The following is an 18,906-nucleotide window of genomic DNA, read 5'->3' as shown; positions in this document are numbered from 1 at the left end:
GCACATTCAACATGGATGTCGCCTGACGCTCCGCCTTCGCGAGCAAGCCCGCTCCCACAGGGTCGATGTAATGGCATATCAGCGTTGCGCGGTCTTGCTGACCGCGGCGCTGTTGTCGTGGATCAACTGGGTGATCATCGCGTCGGCCTCGGTCAGCTGACGGTCGTAGACGCTAGTGCTGAACGAAGCCTTCTGCGGCGGCTGTTGCGCCAGCACCGGCCCGCTCTGGTCGTGCAGGTCCACATCGACCATGGTCGACAGGCCGACCCGCAGCGGATGTTTGGCCAGCTCCTCGGCGTTGACGTGGACTCGCACCGGCACGCGCTGCACGATCTTGATCCAGTTGCCGGTGGCGTTTTGCGCTGGCAGCAAGGCAAACGCACTGCCGGTCCCGGCGCCGAGGCTGTCGATGGTGCCGCTGTATTTGACGCTGCTGCCGTACAGGTCCGTCTCGATCTGCACCGGTTGGCCGATGCGCATGTCACGCAACTGGGTTTCCTTGAAGTTGGCGTCGATCCACAGCTGATCCAGGGGAATCACCGCCATCAACGCGGTACCCGGTTGCACGCGCTGGCCAAGTTGTACAGAACGCTTGGCCACGTAACCGGTCACCGGCGCAATCAAGGTGCTGCGGGCGTTGTTCAGGTAGGCCTGACGCAGTTGCGCGGCGGCGGCCATCACGTCCGGGTGCGATGAAACCACGGTGTCATCGACCAGCGCGCTGGTGGTCTTGAGCTTTTGTTCGGCATTGGCCAGGGCGTTTTGCGCCGAGGTCAGGTCGTCGCGGGCGTGGGACAGCTCTTCCTGGGAAATCGCCCCGCCGGCGGCTAGGCTCTTGCGGCGGCTGAAGTTGTCCTGGGCCTTTTGCACTTCGGCTTTCTGGGCGTTGACCTGGGCCTTCATGCCGTCCACATCGCTATACAAGCCACGCACCTGACGCACGGTACGCGCCAGATTGGCCTGGGCATTTTGCAGACCGATTTCGGCGTCGTTCGGGTCGAAGTTCACCAGCACCTGGCCTTCGTGCACCAGATCGCCATCATCGGCGCCGATGCTGACCACGGTGCCGGTGACCAGCGGCGTGATTTCCACCACGTTGCCGTTCACATAGGCGTCGTCGGTGCTTTCGCTCCAGCGCCCGTAGAATTCGTGGTAGGCCCAGACACCCGCGCAACCGAGCACGACGACGGCAGCCAGGACCAGCAGCATGAACTTGCGCTTGCCCGAATTGGGGTTGCCCTGGGTGTTTTCAGGAGGTTGAGTTGTATCGGCAGTGGCCATGACAAGTACCTTGAATTAGTGGGTCAGCGTGGCTGACGTGGCGTTGGCCGAGGCGATGGCCTCAGGCTGGAAACCGCCGCCCAGCGCCTGCATCAGTTGGATCGACAGGTCAATCTGCTCGGCATTCAGGTTGGCCAGCTGCCGCTGGGCCTGGAGCAATTGCTGCTCGATGCTGAGCACGTCCAGGTAGTTGCCGATGCCGGAACCGTAACGCTGGACCACGGTGTTGTAGGAATTCTGGGCGATGTCGGTGGCGTGCTGCTGGGCAGCGATCTGCCGGCCGATGTCACGCAACTGGTTGACGCTGTCGCTGACATCCCCCAGCGCCTTGACCAGGCTTTTGTTGTACTGCGCCACGGCGAGGTCGTAATCGGCGTCACGGGAATCGAGGTCGGCGCGCAAGCGGCCACCGTCGAAGATCGGCACAGAGATCGTCGGTGCAATGTTGAAGAAACGGCTGGCCGAACCAAACATCGCATCGCCCAGCAAGGATTCGGCGCCGGCAGCGGCACTGAGGTTCAGGTTGGGATAGAACCGGGTCTTGCCGGCGTCGATGCTTTTGCTCGCCGCCTCGACCCGCCAGCGCGCGGCCACCAGGTCCGGGCGACGCCCGAGCAACTCGGCCGGCAGCACCGAAGGTAGCGCTACCGCACTCGACTGAAGAATGTTGGGTCGGGCAATTTCATTGCCGCGGTCCGGGCCTTTGCCGAGCAGAACGGCCAGGGCAATTTTCGCGCTGTTCAAGCGTTTTTCGGCGTCGATCAGGTTGGCCCGGGAAGTGGCTTCCAGGCTTTCGGTCTGCTGGAACTGGTACTGGCTGTCGATCCCGGCAGTCAGGCGCCGCTGGCTGAGGTCGAGCATTTGCCGGGTGCGCTTGAGGTCCTCGTTGGACAGGTCGTAGACGATGTGCGCCTGACCGAGATCGCTATAGGCCCGGGCGACATCGGCGGCCAGCGTCAGTTGCGCAGCCTGCTGGTCGACTTCGGCGGCGCGAGCCTGGCCGAGGGCCGCTTCCCAGGCATCGCGTTGACCGCCCCACAGGTCGAAGTCGTAGTTGAAACCGGTGCTGATGTTGCGAACGGTGGCGTAAGCGTCACCCTGCCCGAGCGGGTCCTGGTCCCGGGCCAGGCGCGAGCGGCTGATACCAGCGCTGGCATCCAGGGTCGGCATCCGCGCAGCGTCAGCGGCGTAGGCTGCGGCGCTGGCCTGATGGGCACGGGCATCGGCGATCTGCATGTCCGGGCTGTCGCGCAGGGCCTCGCGGATCAGGTCATCGAGTTGCGGGTCGCCGAGGCTTTTCCACCAGTCGCTTTTTGGCCAGGCCGCGGGGGACAACGTCACACCGCTGAGGGATTGCCCCGCCTTGAGGGTCTTCGCGTCGAGGCTGACGCCTTCGGTTTTCAGGCCGCTGTAACTGGCGCAACCGGCGACGCTCATGGCCAACAGCACCAGGCTCAAGCCGGTACGCAAGGGGTTACTGCTCATTTGTCACCTACCCGCAGCAGGGTGATCGCGTCACCGGCTGCCACCAAAATTTTCTTCAGGATCAACTCCAGGGTTTTCAGTTCTTCCGGAGTGATGGCACCGGCCAGTTCATTCATGGCTTCTGCGCCGATGTGCGGCAACCGCCCGGCGAGCTTCTGCCCTTCTTCCGTGAGCACAAGCTGCACTTGGCGGCGATCTGCCTCGGAGCGTTGGCGAGCAAGGAAACCTTTCTGTTCCAGACGATCGAGCATGCGCGTCATCGAGCCGCTGTCCAGGGACAGGTGACGGCACAACTCGCCCGGCGAATCGACGCCGTACTGGGCCATGATGATCAACACCTTGAACTGCGCGGCGGTGATGCCGTGGGGTTCCATGTGGGTGTCGATGATCCGGTCCTTGAGCAGCGCGGCACGCCCGAGCAACAGGCCGAGATGGCAATTCTGGAAATCTTCCGGGGAGAAATGTTTCATCTGACCACCAATTAGCTGCCTAGGCAGTGAATGTATGTCAAGATGTTACTGCCTAGGCAGCGAATGTCAACGTAATAGTTAGGTTGCTTGCTAAATACCTGATAAACGGAGTCGGGTATTGCGGTGATAACTCAGACGCCTTCGCGAGCAAGCCCGCTCCCACAGGGATCACGCTGAACCTGTAGGAGCGGGCTTGCTCGCGAATGGGGCGACTCGGTCTTTTGTACGGAATGCGGGCCTAGAAATCCCGCTTGTAGAAGATGTCCAGCGAACTGGCCACGCCGCCGGCGGCTTCGAGGTAGACCCTCTTGCTCAGTTTGTAGCGCAGGGCAATGGTGTTGGCCGGTTCAAACACGCCGACGCCATAGCGCAGGCTGAGCTTCTCGGAAATATTGCCGCTGGCCACCACACTGGTGGCGTCACCACTGCCTTGGGTGTCCAGCTGGAAGTCCTGGATGCCCAGGTTCTTGGCGATGCCGCTGGTCACCCCGGAGCTGCCCATCAAGCCCAACCCGAGGGCCGCCTGGGCGAGCATGTTGTTGTCTTCGCCATTGCTGCTCAGCGGACGCCCGAGCACCAGATAGGACAAGGCCTGCTCCTGGCTCATGGCCGGTTCGGAGAAGATCTGCGTGGTCGGCTGCTCGGCGCTGCCACTCAAACGAATGCCGGCAATGATGTCGTCGGTCTTGCGAATGGCCTCGATGTCCAGGTACGGCTGATCGATGGGACCTGCAAACAGCAAGCGTGCCCGGCGCACCGATAGCCGCTGGCCGTAGGCGCGATATCGCCCATCGTTGAGCCACAGCTCGCCACGGGTGTCCATGTTGTCGCCGATGTGCACGTGCCCCTGCACATTCGCGGTCAGGCCAAATCCTGCAAAGCTCAGCTTGTCCTCGCCGACCAGCACTTCGATATCCATTTTCATTGCCAGCGGCGGCTTGCCCTCCTCGGTCTGCTGACCGACGATCACCGTGTCATCGGAGACCTTGACCGTCGATGGCGGCAACTCGCGAATGGTGATGTCGCCCCTGGGCACCAGCACTTTGCCGGCGATGACCAACTCATCGCCCTTCATCGAGATTTTCAGGTCAGGCGCGACTTCCAGCTTGGCGTAAGGCTCGACGGTGACTGGCAACTGCGAACCCTTGAGCGCCAGATCCACCACCAGCGCCTGGCCCCACGCGACGTTGCCGTTCAGGCTGCCATGCCCGGCCTTGCCACTGTCCCAGCCACCGTTCAGTTGCACGCTTTCACCGGCGATGAGCGCCTGGAGGTGCAGATTTTTCAGCTCCATCGGCAATTCAGGACCGGAGATCTGACCGTCGCTGAGTTGCAGGCTGCCATTGACCTGCGGTGCCAGCAGCCCACCGGAAATCGTGCCGCTGCCATTCAAGCGCCCGGTCAGCTTCTCGACCATCGGCACGAACGGTCGCGCCACTGAAAGGTCCAGCCCGCTCAAGCGGAACGAGCCGCTCAACGGTTTGTTCTTCGGCAACGGATTGAGCTGCGCCTGCACCATCAGCTCGCCGAGTTTGCCACCGACGAAGTTGAGCTCGGTGTCGATGCGCTTGGGCGTGAGTTTGCTGGTGAGTTTCAGGGTCTGGTACGGGAAGTCCAGCCACTGGTCCTTGTCCTTGATGCGCAACGTGCCGCCGCCGGCATCGACGCTGACCTGGCCGTTCGGGCCACTGGCCGGCAGGTCCAGTTGCAGCTCGGCGTTGAGCCGTCCCTGCCAGGCGAAATCCTTCGGCAACCACTGCGCGAGGCTGTCGATCGGGAATTGCTTGAGGTGATAACGCAGCTTCGGCTCGGGCATTAGGCGCGAGTCTTCACCGCAGAGGCTGGCCTGGCCGGAGGCCCAGCAATGGGCGCCAAAGGTGATTTTGCCGTCCGCCAGACGTTCGAGTTTCGCCGGCCCTTGCAGCTTCCAGTCCTGGCCACCGGCCTGGATATCACCGCTGGCCAGGCGTCCGCGCCAATTGCCTTTGTCCAGCGCACCGTCCAGACCCAGCGCCAGTTTCAGCTTCGGCCCTTGCAGATCGAGGTTCAGTTTCTGGTTCTTGATGTCGCCATGGCCGCTGGCGGTCAGGGTTCCCAGTAAAGTGTCGCCCGCCCGGATGCCGCTGCCCTTGAGGTCGACTTTCGCCCGTTGCGCACTGTCCAGCGTGGCGTCCAGGTTCAGGCTTTGCAGGCGATGGTCCTGGAAAGCCAGCTGCGAACCTTGCAGGTCAAGCTTGCCTTGGGGCGCCTTGAGTGTGCCGGCGACATCCACGCGGCCATTGAGCTGGCCCCGCAGTTGCGGCCAGAGCTGGGCCAGGCGCGGCAACTTGAGATCGATCTGGCCGGCGAGTTTCTGTTGCAGGCTGCCTTTGCCGCTGATGCTGTTGTCGCCGAGGCGAACTTGCAGGGTATTGAGGTTCCATTGCTCGCCACGGCCATCGGCCTTGGCCTGGATCACCGCCGGCTGACCGCGCAGTTTGCCCTTGAGGTCCAGGTCGGCGTTGAGGCTGAGCACCTCGTTCTTCATCTCGCCCGTGCTGCGCAACGGCCCGGCCAGTGTGCCCGGCAGCTCCGCGACCCAGTACGCCGGGTTGATCGCCGACAGGTCCAGCGCGGTGTCCCAGGCAATGCCGTCGGCAAATTGCAGGTTCAGGTGCCCTTCAGCCTTGCCCTGCCCGGCCTGGAGTTGAATCTGTTGCAGGTAGATTTTCGTCAGGTCGCCCGCGAAAGGGCTGGCCAGGGTGAAGGCGCCGGCCGGACCATCCGCCGCCGCGGCGAAATGCCCGAGGTACTTGCCGTCGGTGTAAGAGACTTCGCCAGTGAACGTGCGAAGCGCTACCTGCGGTTCGTCGATGAGCGGATAGAGCCTGTGCCACGGGAAATCCAGCCAGTCGATCTTCGCCTCGGCGCTCAAGCCCTTGCTCCAATCCAGCTGTCCGGTGAGCTTGAGGCTTTGCTTGTCGTTGGCGGTCAGGTCCAGCGCGGCGATCTGCGCGCCCTTGGCGTCGACCTTGCCTTGCAGCGCCAGGGTGACGGGCCCTTGCTCGGCGGGCAGCGTGGCTTTGCCGAGCAGCGCGTAGCCGTTCTTCAAGTCGCCTGCCCCCGTGAGTTCAAGCTGATTGAGTTGCAGGGTGTCCGGCAGATCGGCACTGGGCTTGAAGCCATCGGCGGTGATCCGCACCTTGGCCGGCAGGTTTTCCACCAGCGGTTGCAGTTCGCCGGTCAGTTGCCCGTTGAGGTAACCGCTGCTGTCGGCTTTCAGGTTCAGGGTCTTGAGCAGGTCGCCGTCGACTTTCAGCGCCAGCGCCAGCGGCTCAGGCGTCGACAACAGGGTCACCTTGCCGGAGGCGCTGAGGGGCCAGTTGCCGGAGGGCTGCAACAGGCCGGACAGGTTCAGGCTCAGGTCATCGCGCTGCAACGACACCGCGTCGATCTTCAAACCGGCCGTCGTCCAGTGCGCCGCCAGTTGCAAGCCCTTGAGTTCTTCGCTGCCGTTGAACAACAGGCTGCCGACCTTGATCTCCCCCAGTTCGAGGGCCAACGGTAACTTCAGTTCCGGGAGCGTGATCGGGCCGCTGTCTGGCTCTTCGGCACCCGGCGGGAACGTCAGGCTGACCTGATCGGCCTGCAATTGCTCGATGCACAGGGTCATGCGGGTCAGGCACAACGGCGACCAGGCGAAAATCACCTTGCTCAGTTCAACCCGGTTGCTGTCCTGCTGCCACAGCACCCGGTCGGCACTCCACTGCCCGCCCAACCGGCCCTGGAAGTTTTCCAGGGTCAAGCCCGGCACGAAACCCAATGCCCAGCGGCTGCCCGTCGCCGTGCCCAGCACCGTGGCCAGCGTCAGGACAACCACTGCCACCAGCGCCACCATCGTCAGCAGTGTTGCTTTCAAACCACGCGTCACAGCTCAGGCCCCATGGAAAAGTGCAGTCGAATACCGCCATCGTCGTCCAGCGCGTGGGCCAGGTCGAGGCGGATCGGCCCCACCGGCGATACCCAGCGCACGCCGATACCGACCCCGGTCTTGAGGTTCGGCAGTTCGAACGTGTTGAAGGAGTTGCCCTGATCGACAAAGGTCGCGATCCGCCATTTTTCGGCGATGGAATACTGATACTCCGCGCTGGCGGCGACCATGTAGCGGCCACCAATGCGGTCGCCGTCGGAGTTTTCCGGGGACAGGCTCTGATAGTCGTAGCCACGCACGCTCTGATCGCCACCGGCGAAGAAGCGCAGCGATGGCGGCACCGATTTGAAGCCGTTGGTGGCACTGCCGCCGACCTGCACCCGCCCGAGGAGGCGGTGTTTATCGAACACCGTGGTCAGGCCTTTGACCAATGCCGTGCCGTAGAGCAGGTTGCTGTCGGAACCCAGACCTTCCTTGGCCACTTTGGATTCGAATTGCAGGCGATAACCGTTGTGCGGGTCGATGCGGTTGTCGCTTTTGAGGTACGAATAGCTCACACCGGGCATCAGCAAGGTACTGAGTCCCGAGTCATCGCCCAGTTGGTAATCCTCGCGCTGCCACTTCAGCGACACCACCCGTTGCCAGCCGCTGGGCAGTTTGCTGTGCCACTCGGGGCCGAGGGTCAGCAGCTTGCTGTGGCTGTCCTTATCGGCGATTTCTTCATTCTGGTAGCCACCGGCAAAACGCAGTTTGTCGGTCAGTGGCGGGTCCAGCGGAATGTCGTAGAACAGCCCGACGTTTTGCCGAGGTGCCGAGACTTCGGTTTCCCAGCCATAACTGTGCCCTTGCGCGTTGACCCAGTGCCGGGTCCAGTTGGCCTTGGCCCGCGGGCCGACGTCGGTGGAGAAACCCAGGCCCAGGCCCATGGTCCGCGGCTTGCGGGTTTCGAGCTTGACGTCCACCGGGATCGCCTCGTCCCTGGACGCCGTGGGTGCCGCGTCCACGCGCACGCCTTCGAAGTAGCCGCTCGATTGCAGATTCTGGTTGAGCTCGGCGATCAGTTCCGAGTCATACGGCGTGCCGGTCTTGAACGGCACCATGCGTTGCAGCAACTCGTCATCGAACGGCGTATCGCCCTCGAAACTGACCTTGCCCAAGGTATAGCGCGGACCGCTTTCATAGATCAGTTCGATATCGGCAACGCCGGCCCGCGGATCGACCGACAATTTTGAACGGGTGAAACGGCCGCTGAAAAAGCCATAACGCGAAGCCTGATTCTGGATCAGGCGCTTGGCGTCCTCGTAATGCCCATGGTTGAGCACGGCGCCGGGCTTGAGCGCGTCGCTTTTGGGAATTCGAAAGGCCTTGAGGGAGGCTGCCGGACCGTCGACACGTACCGTGACGTTGCGCAAGTGCACCGGCTCGCCGGGGTCGACCGTCAACACCAGGCGCGGCTTTTCGCCGCCCTTCACCTCGCTGTCGATGTGCGGCTGATAATAGCCCAAGGCCTGGGCGGCCTTGCGCGCCTGTTCTTCGGCGCCACGGCTGAAGCGCAGCAACGCTTCTTCATCGCGATCGCCGAGGCTGCCGATATAGCCTTCGATATTGGCTTTCAGCTCGTCATTGGACGGTTTGATCCGTACATCCAATTCGCTTTGTGCCAGCGCTGCGCAGCTGGTCATCAGCATCAGCACACCGCTGGTAATTCTTCCTGGAAACTTCATAGGCGCGGATGCTATCACGAGCTTGAGAACGTGATAGAGCCTGACATGCCCGGAAAGTTCGAGGTTCAGGCCGTTGCGGTGTGTAACACCTGAGGATTGGGGTGAAAAAACACGTGCTCGCGAATCGGTCCTACAGCAACCTCACCGATTTCCTCGTAGCCCTGACGTTTATAGAACTCCAGGTAGCGAGGGTTCCCGGTATCGAGGATCACGCCCTGTGAGTTTTCATCCACGGCGCACCAGTTGTGCACGGCTTGCAACAGTTGTTCGCCGAAATGTTTGCCCTGGAACTGCGGATGAACCCCCAACAATGGCAAGACGTGCACCGATTCATTCGGCACACAGGCCTCCACGGCCGCGTGATATTCGAGGTAGCGACGGGTGCAGCGAAATCCCGTACTGAGCACCATGCGCAGGCGCCAGGCCCAACTTTCGGTGACGCCGAGGCGACGTTGCGGCGGTGCGATCAGGGCGATACCGATCAGGCGGTCGTTGACCAGCAGGCCGATGGCCGGCAGGTCCTGAAAAAAGTGCTGGGTCACCAACTCGCGCACGGTGGCGCGAACCCGCTGTTCGTAGCCGGGGCGCTCGGCTTCGAACAGATAGCCGAAGGTCGGCTCGTGTCGATAAGCCTGGTACAGCAACGAACGCGCTTCGCGGGCGTAGCCGCTGTCGAGCATGTGAATATCGGCGATGGCGGTCGAGGTTTCGGGCATGACGGTTGATCTCCCCGGCACAGCTCGGGTGGCTGCGCTCTTGTTGTTACGAGCCTGTTGGCGCTGACACAGTTCCGAAATGAGTGTAGGCAATGAAATCGCCTTCGCGAGCAAGCCCGCTCCCACAGGTGATGCGCCAGCCTTGCTTTTGTGGGAGCCGGCTTGCTCGCGAAAGGGCCATCACTACCCACACAAGACTGACAGGCAAAACCGAATCCCCTCAACCCACACTGGCCCGATTCCCACATGTCAGCTAGCATCGCCCTTTTGCCAGGACTGCCGACCATGAAGATCGTCTCCTTCAACATCAACGGGCTGCGCGCCCGTCCCCATCAGCTGGCGGCGCTGATCGAAAAGCACCAACCCGATGTGATCGGCTTGCAGGAAACCAAGGTCCACGACGAACAGTTCCCGCTGGCCGAGGTGCAGGCCCTGGGTTATCACGTGTACTTCCACGGGCAAAAAGGCCATTACGGCGTCGCCCTGCTCTCGCGCCAGGAGCCGCTGGCCCTGCATAAAGGTTTCGCCACCGACGAAGAAGACGCCCAACGACGCTTCATCTGGGGCACCTTCGCCGACGCCAACGGCGTGCCGGTGACCATCATGAACGGTTATTTCCCACAGGGCGAAAGCCGCGACCACCCGACCAAGTTCCCGGCCAAGCAGCGTTTCTACGGCGATTTGCAGCAATTGCTGGAAAGCCAGTTCAAGAACGACCAGCCGCTGGTGGTGATGGGCGATGTGAACATTTCCCCGGAAGACTGCGACATCGGCATCGGCCCGGACAACATGAAGCGCTGGCTGAAAACCGGCAAGTGCAGCTTCCTGCCGGAAGAGCGCGAGTGGATGGCCCGTCTGAAGAACTGGGGCCTGGTCGACAGTTTCCGTCACTTGAACCCGGACGTGACCGACACCTTCAGCTGGTTCGACTATCGCAGCCGTGGCTTCGAAGACGAGCCCAAGCGTGGCCTGCGCATCGACCTGATCCTCGCCTCCCACGGCCTGTTGCCACGGGTGAAGGCCGCCGGTGTGGACTATGAACTGCGAGGCATGGAAAAACCTTCAGACCATGCGCCGATCTGGCTTGAGTTGAGCTGACATCTAACAGACACATCAATACCTTGTGGGAGCGGGCTTGCTCGCGAAGGCGGTCTTACATTCAACATCGACATTGAATGTTATGGCCCCTTCGCGAGCAAGCCCGCTCCCACATTTGCAAAGCGTCATTTTTCGGAAACCTTACTGACTTAATCTCCCGACACCTCCTTTGGCTATATATGGTGCCGGCATGATGCTGCGCGTGTTGTTCCTGTTGATGCTGTGCACGGGCTTGCCGCAGGCGGCCTCGGCCGGCGACTTGCCGACACCCGAACACGGCCCGGCGCTGCGGATTCAGGGTTCCAACACCATCGGTGCGGCATTGGGGCCGGCGCTGGTCGAGGGTCTGTTGAGTGAACAGGGCCTGCGCAAGATCCGCCGTGAAACCCCGGACACCGCCAACGAACTGCGCATCGTCGGCGAAACCGTTCAGGGCCGTCGGGTCGTGGTGGAGGTAGCGGCCCATGGCTCCAGCACCGGTTTCACTGCACTCAAAGCAGCCAGCGCCGATCTGGCCGCCTCGTCGCGCCCGATCAAGGACAGCGAACTGGCCAGCCTGCAATCGCTCGGTGACCTGAAAAGCCCGAGCGCCGAACAGGTCATTGCCATCGATGGCCTGGCGATCATCCTTCATCCGGACAATCCGCTGAACCAACTCGACACCGTGCAACTGGCGCGCATTTTCAGTGGCGAGGTGAAGAGCTGGGAAGACGTTGGCGGTCGCGGCGGGCCGATTCATCTGTATGCACGGGATAATCAGTCCGGGACCTACGACACCTTCAAGGAACTGGTCCTCAGCGGCCACGGGAAAATCCTCGGCGGTACGGCGAAGCGCTTCGAGTCCAGCGAGCAACTGTCCGATGCGGTCAGCGCAGACCCGCAAGGCATCGGTTTCATCGGTTTGCCCTACGTGCGCCAGGCTAAAGCCGTGGCCATTGTCGACGGTCAATCGCAAGCCATGCCGCCGCTCAACAGCCTGATTGCCACGGAAGATTATCCGTTGTCCCGTCGGCTGTTCTTCTATCTGCCACCCAACGGGAAAAATCCCTGGGCCAATGCCTTGGTGGCGTTTGCCCAAAGCACTAAGGGTCAGGCCATTGTGGCCGCCAACGGTTTTATTGCCCAAACCGTCCAGGCCATGGCCGTTACCCCCAATGCGTTGATGCCAGAGGGTTATCAGGCACTAAGCAGACATGCTCAACGGTTGTCGGTGAACTTCCGTTTCGAGGAAGGCAGCGCCACCCTGGACAACAAGGCCCGACAAGACCTGTGGCGGGTGCTCGACTATATAAAGCAGCACGACAAAACGGCTGGGCAAGTGACGCTGGTGGGGTTTGGCGATGCCAAGAGCGACCCGGCGCGCGCCGATCTGTTGTCGAAGCTGCGGGCCATGGCGGTACGGCGGGAGTTGGTGAAGAGCGGCGTGGTGTTTCGCGAGATTCGCGGATTCGGTGCCGAAATGCCGGTGGCGGCCAATAGCGCCGATGAGGGAAGGATCAAGAATCGGCGGGTTGAGGTTTGGGTGTATTGAGCCAGATGTTGGTGCATTGAATGGAATGACGCCTTCGCGAGCAAGCCCGCTCCCACACTGAATCTTCGCCGTGGAGAGATCCAATGTGGGAGCGGGCTTGCTCGCGAATGGCAGGCGCCGCGGTCTTAGTGTCCGCTACGCATCATCTCCTTCGGCACATATTTGCCGATTTCGAACTTGCCGATTGCCGCACGGTGCACTTCGTCCGGGCCGTCGGCCAGGCGCAGGGTGCGTTGCATTGCATACATGTAGGCCAGCGGGAAATCGTTGGAAACCCCTGCCCCGCCATGGATCTGGATCGCCCGGTCGATCACCCGCAATGCCACGTTTGGCGCGACGACCTTGATCTGCGCGATCTCGCTTTTCGCCACTTTGTTGCCGACGGTGTCCATCATGTACGCCGCTTTCAACGTCAGCAGGCGTGCCATGTCGATTTCCATCCGCGAGTCGGCGATCTTGTCGATGTTGCCGCCCAGGCGTGCCAGAGGCTTGCCGAACGCCGTGCGGTTCACCGAGCGCTTGCACATCAGTTCCAGGGCGCGCTCGGCCATGCCGATCGAACGCATGCAATGGTGAATCCGGCCAGGGCCAAGGCGACCTTGAGCAATTTCGAAGCCGCGTCCTTCGCCCAGCAGGACGTTTTCGTAGGGCACCCGCACGTTTTCGAAATGCACTTCGGCGTGCCCATGAGGTGCATCGTCGTAACCGAACACCGGCAGTGGACGCACGATCTTCACACCGGGCGCATCCACCGGCACCAGAATCATCGAGTGCTGGGCGTGACGTGGCGCGTCCGGATTGCTCAGGCCCATGAAAATCAGGATTTTGCAGCGCGGGTCGCAAGCACCCGAGGTCCACCATTTCTTGCCGTTGATCACCCACTCGTCGCCATCGCGCACGGCACGGGCGGCCATGTTAGTGGCGTCGGAGGACGCAACGTCCGGTTCGGTCATGGCGAACGCCGAGCGGATCTCGCCCCGCAGCAGCGGTTCGAGCCAGCGTTGTTTCTGCTCTTCGTTGGCGTAACGCACCAGCACTTCCATGTTGCCGGTGTCCGGTGCCGAGCAGTTGAACGGCTCTGGCCCCAGTAGCGAGCGGCCCATGATTTCCGCCAGTGGCGCGTATTCGAGGTTGGTCAGGCCGGCACCCAGTTCGGACTCAGGCAGAAACAAATTCCACAGGCCTTCGGCCTTGGCCTTGAGTTTCAGTTCTTCCATGATCGCCGTCGGCTGCCAGCGATCACCCTCGGCGACCTGGCGCTCGAACACGGCTTCGGCGGGATAGACGTAGGTGTCCATGAACGCTGTTACGCGCTCACGCAGTTCCTGAACCTTGGGCGAATAAGCGAAATCCATGAGCGAGATACCTTCTTGGGGGAGGTTGTTTTAGGTCATGTATCGATGCTAGAACAGCGTTGATAATTTACCTAGCCTATTCTCGGCGTGTATAAACATTCATCACCGATATATGATCGGCTGATCGTCACGGTCAGCCCGCCCACACAATAAGAGAGCCGCGTAATGAATCTGAGCAAGGTCGATCTCAACCTTTTCATCGTCTTCGACGCGATCTACACCGAAGCCAACCTGACCCGCGCCGGGCAGATTGTGGGCATTACCCAGCCAGCGGTGTCGAACGCTCTGGCCCGGTTGCGCGAGACCTTCAACGACCCGTTGTTCGTGCGCACCGCCCAGGGCATGGTGCCCACGCCCATGGCACAGAACATCATCGGCCCGGTGCGCAACGCGCTCTCGCTGCTGCGCGTGTCGGTGCAGGAAAGCCGCATTTTCAACCCGCAGCAAGCGGTCAAGACCTATCGCATCAGCATGACCGACCTGACCGAAGCGGTGATCCTGCCGCCGCTGTTCCAGCGCCTGCGCCGCCTGGCTCCGGCGGTGATCATCGAAAGCTTCCTGTCCAAACGTCGCGAAACCACCAAGGAACTGGCCGCCGGCCGCCTCGACTTCGCGGTGGATGCGCCGCTCAACACCGACCCGCAGGTGCGTCACGTCAAGTTGATGGAGGACCGCTACGTGTGCGCCATGCGCAAGGGGCATCCGCTGGCGGGCAAGGAAAAACTCACACTGGACGATTACCTGAGCCTGACCCACATCCATATTTCCAGTCGTCGCAGCGGCCTCGGCTATGTCGACCTGGCGCTGGGCAAGATGGGCATCCAGCGCAAGATCGCCCTGCGCTCCCAGCATTACCTGATGGCCTCGCAAGTGCTGCAGCAGACCGACATGGTCATGACCGTACCGGAACGATTCGCCCGTCGTAACGATTTGCACGCCTTTTATCTGCCGGTCAACGATGTACCGCCGGTGGAAACCCACCTCTACTGGCACGAAAGCACTGACCAGGACCCGGCGAACCGCTGGATGCGCGAGCAGATGATCGAGTTGTGCCAGCAGGTGACGGCGCAGGAGAAAAAGCTCGAGAAGGTGTAGGGCGCTACACCGCGTTATCGTTCTTCGCGAGCAAGCCCGCTCCCACATTGGATCTTCAGTGGACAAAATACTTGTGTCCTACACAGATCCCTGTGGGAGCGGGCTTGCTCGCGAAGAGGCCAGCAAGAACAGCAAAAATCGCTGCCCCTTGACGTAAACGTCAACCTGCCATTAGCTTAGCGCCATGACCTTTTGCGAGCGCGTCCATGAGCAGCCAGACCTACAGCATTTCCGATCTCGCCCGCGAGCTCGACATCACCACCCGCGCCATTCGCTTTTATGAAGAGCAAGGCCTGCTCAGCCCCGAGCGCCGTGGCCAGGAACGCATTTACTCGCCCCGCGACAAGGTCAGCCTGAAGCTGATCCTGCGGGGCAAGCGCATCGGTTTCTCCCTGGCTGAATGCCGCGAGCTGATCGAGCTCTACGATCCGTCCAGCGGTAACACCAAACAGTTGCACAGCATGCTGGCGAAAATCAGTGAGCGCCGGGAGCAGCTTGAACAGCAAATGCTGGACATCGAACAGATGAAACTGGAACTCGATACCGCCGAAGAGCGCTGCGTGCAGGCGCTGGAGCAGACGCTCAAAAGCCAGGAAGTCATTCAGTAAAACCCGACCCCTTGTAGGAGCGAGCCTGCTCGCGATGGTCGTTAACGATAACCCGTGTTTGCTGGATAAACACGGTGCCTGGGAGCCCATCGCGAGCAGGCTCGCTCCTACAGGGTTCTCCGAACAATCAGCACAGGTCGAACCCCATGCCCCTCCCCACCCACGTACGCATTGTCGAAGTCGGCCCACGCGACGGCCTGCAAAATGAAGCCCAACCCATCAGTGTTACCGATAAGGTGCAACTGGTCGACGCACTGACCGCAGCCGGGCTCGGCTATATCGAAGTCGGCAGTTTCGTTTCGCCCAAGTGGGTGCCGCAGATGGCCGGCTCTGCCGAGGTCTTCGCGCAGATCCAGCGCAAACCGGGCGTGGTCTACGGCGCGCTCGCCCCCAACTTGCGCGGTTTCGAAGATGCCCTCGCTGCCGGGGTCAAGGAAGTGGCCGTGTTCGCGGCGGCGTCCGAAGCGTTTTCCCGGCGCAACATCAATTGCTCGATCAGCGAAAGCCTGGAGCGTTTCGGGCCGATCATGGACGCCGCCAGACAACATGGGGTGACCGTGCGCGGGTATGTGTCCTGCGTACTGGGCTGCCCCTATGAAGGTCATGTCGCCCCGGAGCAGGTCGCCGTGGTCGCCCGCGAGCTGTATGCCATGGGCTGCTATGAGGTCTCGCTGGGGGACACCATCGGCACCGGCACCGCTGGCGCAACCCGCAAGATGTTTGAAGTGGTATCGAAGGAGGTGCCCCGGGAAAAACTCGCCGGGCACTTCCACGATACCTACGGCCAGGCTGTGGCCAACATCTACGCCAGCCTGCTGGAAGGCATCTCGGTGTTCGACAGCTCCATCGCAGGTCTCGGCGGCTGCCCCTACGCCAAGGGCGCCAGCGGTAACGTCGCCACCGAAGACGTGGTTTACCTGCTCAACGGCCTGGGCATCGACACTGGAATCGACCTCGACGCCCTGATGCTCGCCGGTCAGCAGATTTGCACGGTATTGGGCCGCCCTACCGGTTCCCGCGTGGCCAAGGCCCGCAGCGCACAGTGAGTGCGCTGAGTGTGTCCGGGTGTTACCGCTGTGTCTGAAACGTGGGCACAAGCGAGTAACACGGAAACAAATTGTAGGGTTTTGCCTGAGGCGCAAAATCCTACAAATTTTCAAACCATTGATTTTAAAGGCTTTTATAAAGTTGGCACGCCTCCTGCTATATCTATCGCATAACAAGAATAAAAAAATTGCGGCAAACCTAATAAAAACAAGACGTAACGACTCTGACATAACAAAAACAACACGGCAGAGACGCAGCTAACAGATTTTTTTGGAGAAGATGTGCTTTTCAGGGTGCTTTTCGGAGTTACCCGCAACCGGGCAGAGAATAATAAAACTACCTTCAGGTAGCTCCCGAACTGGTTGGATCGCTCAGCGAGAAAGTAGATCAGCGCTCAAAAAAATACGTTTGCTCTTGATCCCGAATGGGGATCGCCAAAAACAGCGGTAAAGGGCAACGGTTGCCAAAAACAAAAACAGACCGACCCTCAATAATAAAAAAAGAGCACGCGCAACGAAAATTAAAGGGGAGCTTCGGCTCCCCTTTGTGCTGTCTGCGATTCTGAAAACTCTTCAAGACACTGTGGGAGCGAGCTTGCTCGCGATGGCGGTGGATCAGTCAGCACAAACGTTGAATGTCACACCCTCATCGCGAGCAAGCTCGCTCCCACAGGTTTCCTCTTCATTCCTGCTTTTCGCGCAACTCCTCGATACTGATCTCGCGCATCCGGAATTTCTGGATCTTGCCAGTCACCGTCATCGGAAACTCCTCGACGAACTTGAAGTAGCGCGGCGTTTTGAAGTGCGCGATGCGCTCCTTGCACCAGGCTTGCAGCTCTTGCTCGGTAGCGCTGTGGCCGGGGTGGAACTTGATCCAGGCGACAATCTCTTCGCCGTAGCGCGAGCAGGGAATGCCAATCACCTGCACGTCCGCAACGGCCGGATGAGTGAAGAAAAATTCTTCCAGCTCCCGCGGGTAAATATTCTCACCACCACGGATGATCATGTCCTTGTTGCGCCCGGCAATGCACACGTAACCCTCGTCGTTCATGCTCGCCAGGTCACCGGTGTGCATCCACCCAGCCTGATCGATGGCGTCCGCCGTGCCTTCAGGGTTGTTCCAATAGCCGAGCATCACGCTGTAACCGCGGGTGCATAGCTCACCGATGGTGCCACGCGGCACCAGGTTGCCCGCTTCGTCGATGATCTTGCTTTCCAGTTGCGGCTGGGTGCGGCCGACGGTGGTCACGCGCAGTTCCAGGTCGTCTGAAGGACCGGTCTGCAACGACACCGGACTGGTTTCCGTCATGCCGTAGGCAATCTGCACTTCGCTCATGTGCATTTCGCTGATGACCCGGCGCATCACCTCGATAGGACAGGTTGCGCCCGCCATGATCCCGGTGCGCAGGCTCGACAGGTCGAACCCGGCACGCTGAGGTTGATCGAGCATGGCGATGAACATGGTCGGTACGCCGTACAGCGCGGTGGCCTTTTCTTCGGCCACGGTGCCCAGGGTCAGCAACGGATCGAACGCGTCGTTCGGGTAAATCATCGTACTGCCATGGGTGATGCAGCCAAGATTGCCCATCACCATGCCGAAGCAGTGATACAGCGGCACCGGGATCACCAGGCGATCGGCCGCCGTCAAGCCCAGGCTTTCGCCAACCATGTAACCGTTGTTGAGAATGTTGTAGTGACTGAGGGTCGCGCCCTTGGGAAAACCGGTGGTGCCAGAGGTGTACTGGATGTTCACCGCCTGGTCGAAATGCAGGCTTTCCTGACGCTCGCGCAATTGTTCAGGAGACACGCTGCCAGCCAGATCCGTCAGTTGCGACCATGGCAGGAAACCGCTGGGCGGCTGCACATCCAGGCTGATCACGCCGCGCAACTCCGGCAACCGCTCGCTGAGCAATTTGCCGATGGACTGCTCCGCCAGTTCCGGCACCAGGCCCTGCACCATGGCGTGATAGTTCGAAGTCTTGAAGGCCCCGGCACACACCAGCCATTGGCAGCCGGATTGCTTCAACACGTATTCGAGTTCGGAACTGCGATACGCCGGATTGATGTTGACCAGGATCACGCCGATTTTCGCGGTGGCAATTTGACTGATGCACCACTGCGCACAGTTCGGCGCCCAGATACCGAGGCGGTCCCCGGCTTGCAGCCCCAGCGCCAGCAGTGCCCTGGCGTGCAGGTCCGCGGCCTCGGCCAATTGCTGCCAGGTGTAACGCAGCTGTTGATGGCGCACCACCAGCGCCTCCCCGTCCGGGTACTGCGCAACCGTGTTGTCGAACGCCTGGCCGATGGTCATCGCCAGCAAGGCTTTGTCCTGGGAACCACGGGTGTAACTGCGTTGCGGGCTTGCACTGGGTTGATCCATGACGACCCCTATTGTCTTTATTTATGGGCTTGCCGCGACTACCTATGGGAGCAACCTGTGGCGAGGGGGCTTGCCCCCGTTTGAGTGCGCAGCACTCACAAGATCTTCGAGACATCGAAAATTTTGGGGCAGCTTCGCAGCCCAACGGGGGGCAAGCCCTTTCGTCACAGACCATCACCACAGGGTAGGTCCGCGTTCTATCTTGAA

13 protein-coding genes are annotated in these 18,906 nt (G+C 61.0%); 5 read left to right on the top strand and 8 right to left on the bottom strand.

Translation table 11 applies throughout. From position 1 onward, the window contains the following. Positions 1-78: 78 nt before the first annotated feature. From KGB29_RS19835 to KGB29_RS19810, 6 genes are all read right to left on the bottom strand, one after another. Positions 79-1,281: an efflux RND transporter periplasmic adaptor subunit gene (locus KGB29_RS19835; RefSeq protein ID WP_150812603.1), complete on the bottom strand. Its 1,203-nt coding sequence runs from the start codon at positions 1,279-1,281 to the stop codon at positions 79-81. A gap of 15 nt (positions 1,282-1,296) precedes the next feature. Then, on the bottom strand, positions 1,297-2,766 hold the full coding sequence (locus tag KGB29_RS19830) for an efflux transporter outer membrane subunit (protein ID WP_150812602.1): 1,470 nt from the start codon (positions 2,764-2,766) through the stop codon (positions 1,297-1,299). Beyond that, complete coding sequence (locus tag KGB29_RS19825; protein ID WP_150812601.1) at positions 2,763-3,236, bottom strand: MarR family winged helix-turn-helix transcriptional regulator; 474 nt, start codon at positions 3,234-3,236, stop codon at positions 2,763-2,765. The genes KGB29_RS19830 and KGB29_RS19825 overlap by 4 nt, the downstream gene beginning before the upstream one ends. Positions 3,237-3,474: 238 nt before the next feature. Continuing rightward, a complete protein-coding gene (locus KGB29_RS19820; protein ID WP_218543916.1) occupies positions 3,475-7,146 on the bottom strand; it encodes a translocation/assembly module TamB domain-containing protein in 3,672 nt (1,223 codons plus the stop codon). Beyond that, entirely contained in the window at positions 7,143-8,870 is a 1,728-nt protein-coding gene (locus KGB29_RS19815; RefSeq protein ID WP_150812599.1) for an autotransporter assembly complex protein TamA, read from the bottom strand. The genes KGB29_RS19820 and KGB29_RS19815 overlap by 4 nt, the downstream gene beginning before the upstream one ends. A gap of 65 nt (positions 8,871-8,935) precedes the next feature. Beyond that, positions 8,936-9,586: a GNAT family N-acetyltransferase gene (locus tag KGB29_RS19810; protein ID WP_150812598.1), complete on the bottom strand. Its 651-nt coding sequence runs from the start codon at positions 9,584-9,586 to the stop codon at positions 8,936-8,938. Between the two features lie 285 nt (positions 9,587-9,871). Here KGB29_RS19810 and xthA point away from each other — a divergent pair, with 285 nt between their 5' ends. Both xthA and KGB29_RS19800 read left to right on the top strand, forming a co-directional pair. Further along, a complete protein-coding gene (xthA, locus tag KGB29_RS19805; RefSeq protein ID WP_057714133.1) occupies positions 9,872-10,684 on the top strand; it encodes an exodeoxyribonuclease III in 813 nt (270 codons plus the stop codon). Positions 10,685-10,874: 190 nt separating this feature from the next. Beyond that, the gene (locus tag KGB29_RS19800; protein ID WP_150812597.1) at positions 10,875-12,215 is read left to right on the top strand and encodes a phosphate ABC transporter substrate-binding/OmpA family protein; all 1,341 of its coding nucleotides are present in this window, start codon (positions 10,875-10,877) and stop codon (positions 12,213-12,215) included. Positions 12,216-12,340: 125 nt separating this feature from the next. On the opposite strand, the gene KGB29_RS19795 is transcribed toward KGB29_RS19800, so the two are convergent. Then, positions 12,341-13,570: an acyl-CoA dehydrogenase gene (locus KGB29_RS19795; protein WP_095059574.1), complete on the bottom strand. Its 1,230-nt coding sequence runs from the start codon at positions 13,568-13,570 to the stop codon at positions 12,341-12,343. A 165-nt stretch (positions 13,571-13,735) separates the two neighbouring features. On the opposite strand from KGB29_RS19795, the gene KGB29_RS19790 reads away from it, so the two are divergent. The 3 genes from KGB29_RS19790 to KGB29_RS19780 all read left to right on the top strand — a co-directional run bounded on the left by KGB29_RS19790 (position 13,736) and on the right by KGB29_RS19780 (position 16,319). Continuing rightward, positions 13,736-14,665: a LysR family transcriptional regulator gene (locus KGB29_RS19790; protein ID WP_090456650.1), complete on the top strand. Its 930-nt coding sequence runs from the start codon at positions 13,736-13,738 to the stop codon at positions 14,663-14,665. Positions 14,666-14,871: 206 nt separating this feature from the next. After that, on the top strand, positions 14,872-15,273 hold the full coding sequence (locus tag KGB29_RS19785; protein WP_057714129.1) for a MerR family transcriptional regulator: 402 nt from the start codon (positions 14,872-14,874) through the stop codon (positions 15,271-15,273). A gap of 146 nt (positions 15,274-15,419) precedes the next feature. Beyond that, positions 15,420-16,319 carry a hydroxymethylglutaryl-CoA lyase gene (locus KGB29_RS19780; RefSeq protein ID WP_150812596.1) on the top strand — a complete coding sequence of 300 codons (900 nt, stop codon included), beginning with the start codon at positions 15,420-15,422 and terminating at the stop codon, positions 16,317-16,319. Between the two features lie 682 nt (positions 16,320-17,001). Here the strand turns inward: KGB29_RS19780 and KGB29_RS19775 are convergent. After that, on the bottom strand, positions 17,002-18,699 hold the full coding sequence (locus KGB29_RS19775; protein WP_150812595.1) for an AMP-binding protein: 1,698 nt from the start codon (positions 18,697-18,699) through the stop codon (positions 17,002-17,004). Between the last annotated feature and the right edge of the window lie 207 nt (positions 18,700-18,906).

This window comes from Pseudomonas sp. BF-B-30 (assembly GCF_019956305.1).
Classification (GTDB): domain Bacteria; phylum Pseudomonadota; class Gammaproteobacteria; order Pseudomonadales; family Pseudomonadaceae; genus Aquipseudomonas; species Aquipseudomonas jessenii.
Note: the sequence above shows the minus strand (reverse complement) of the source record. Positions and strands in the feature narration are given on the sequence as shown.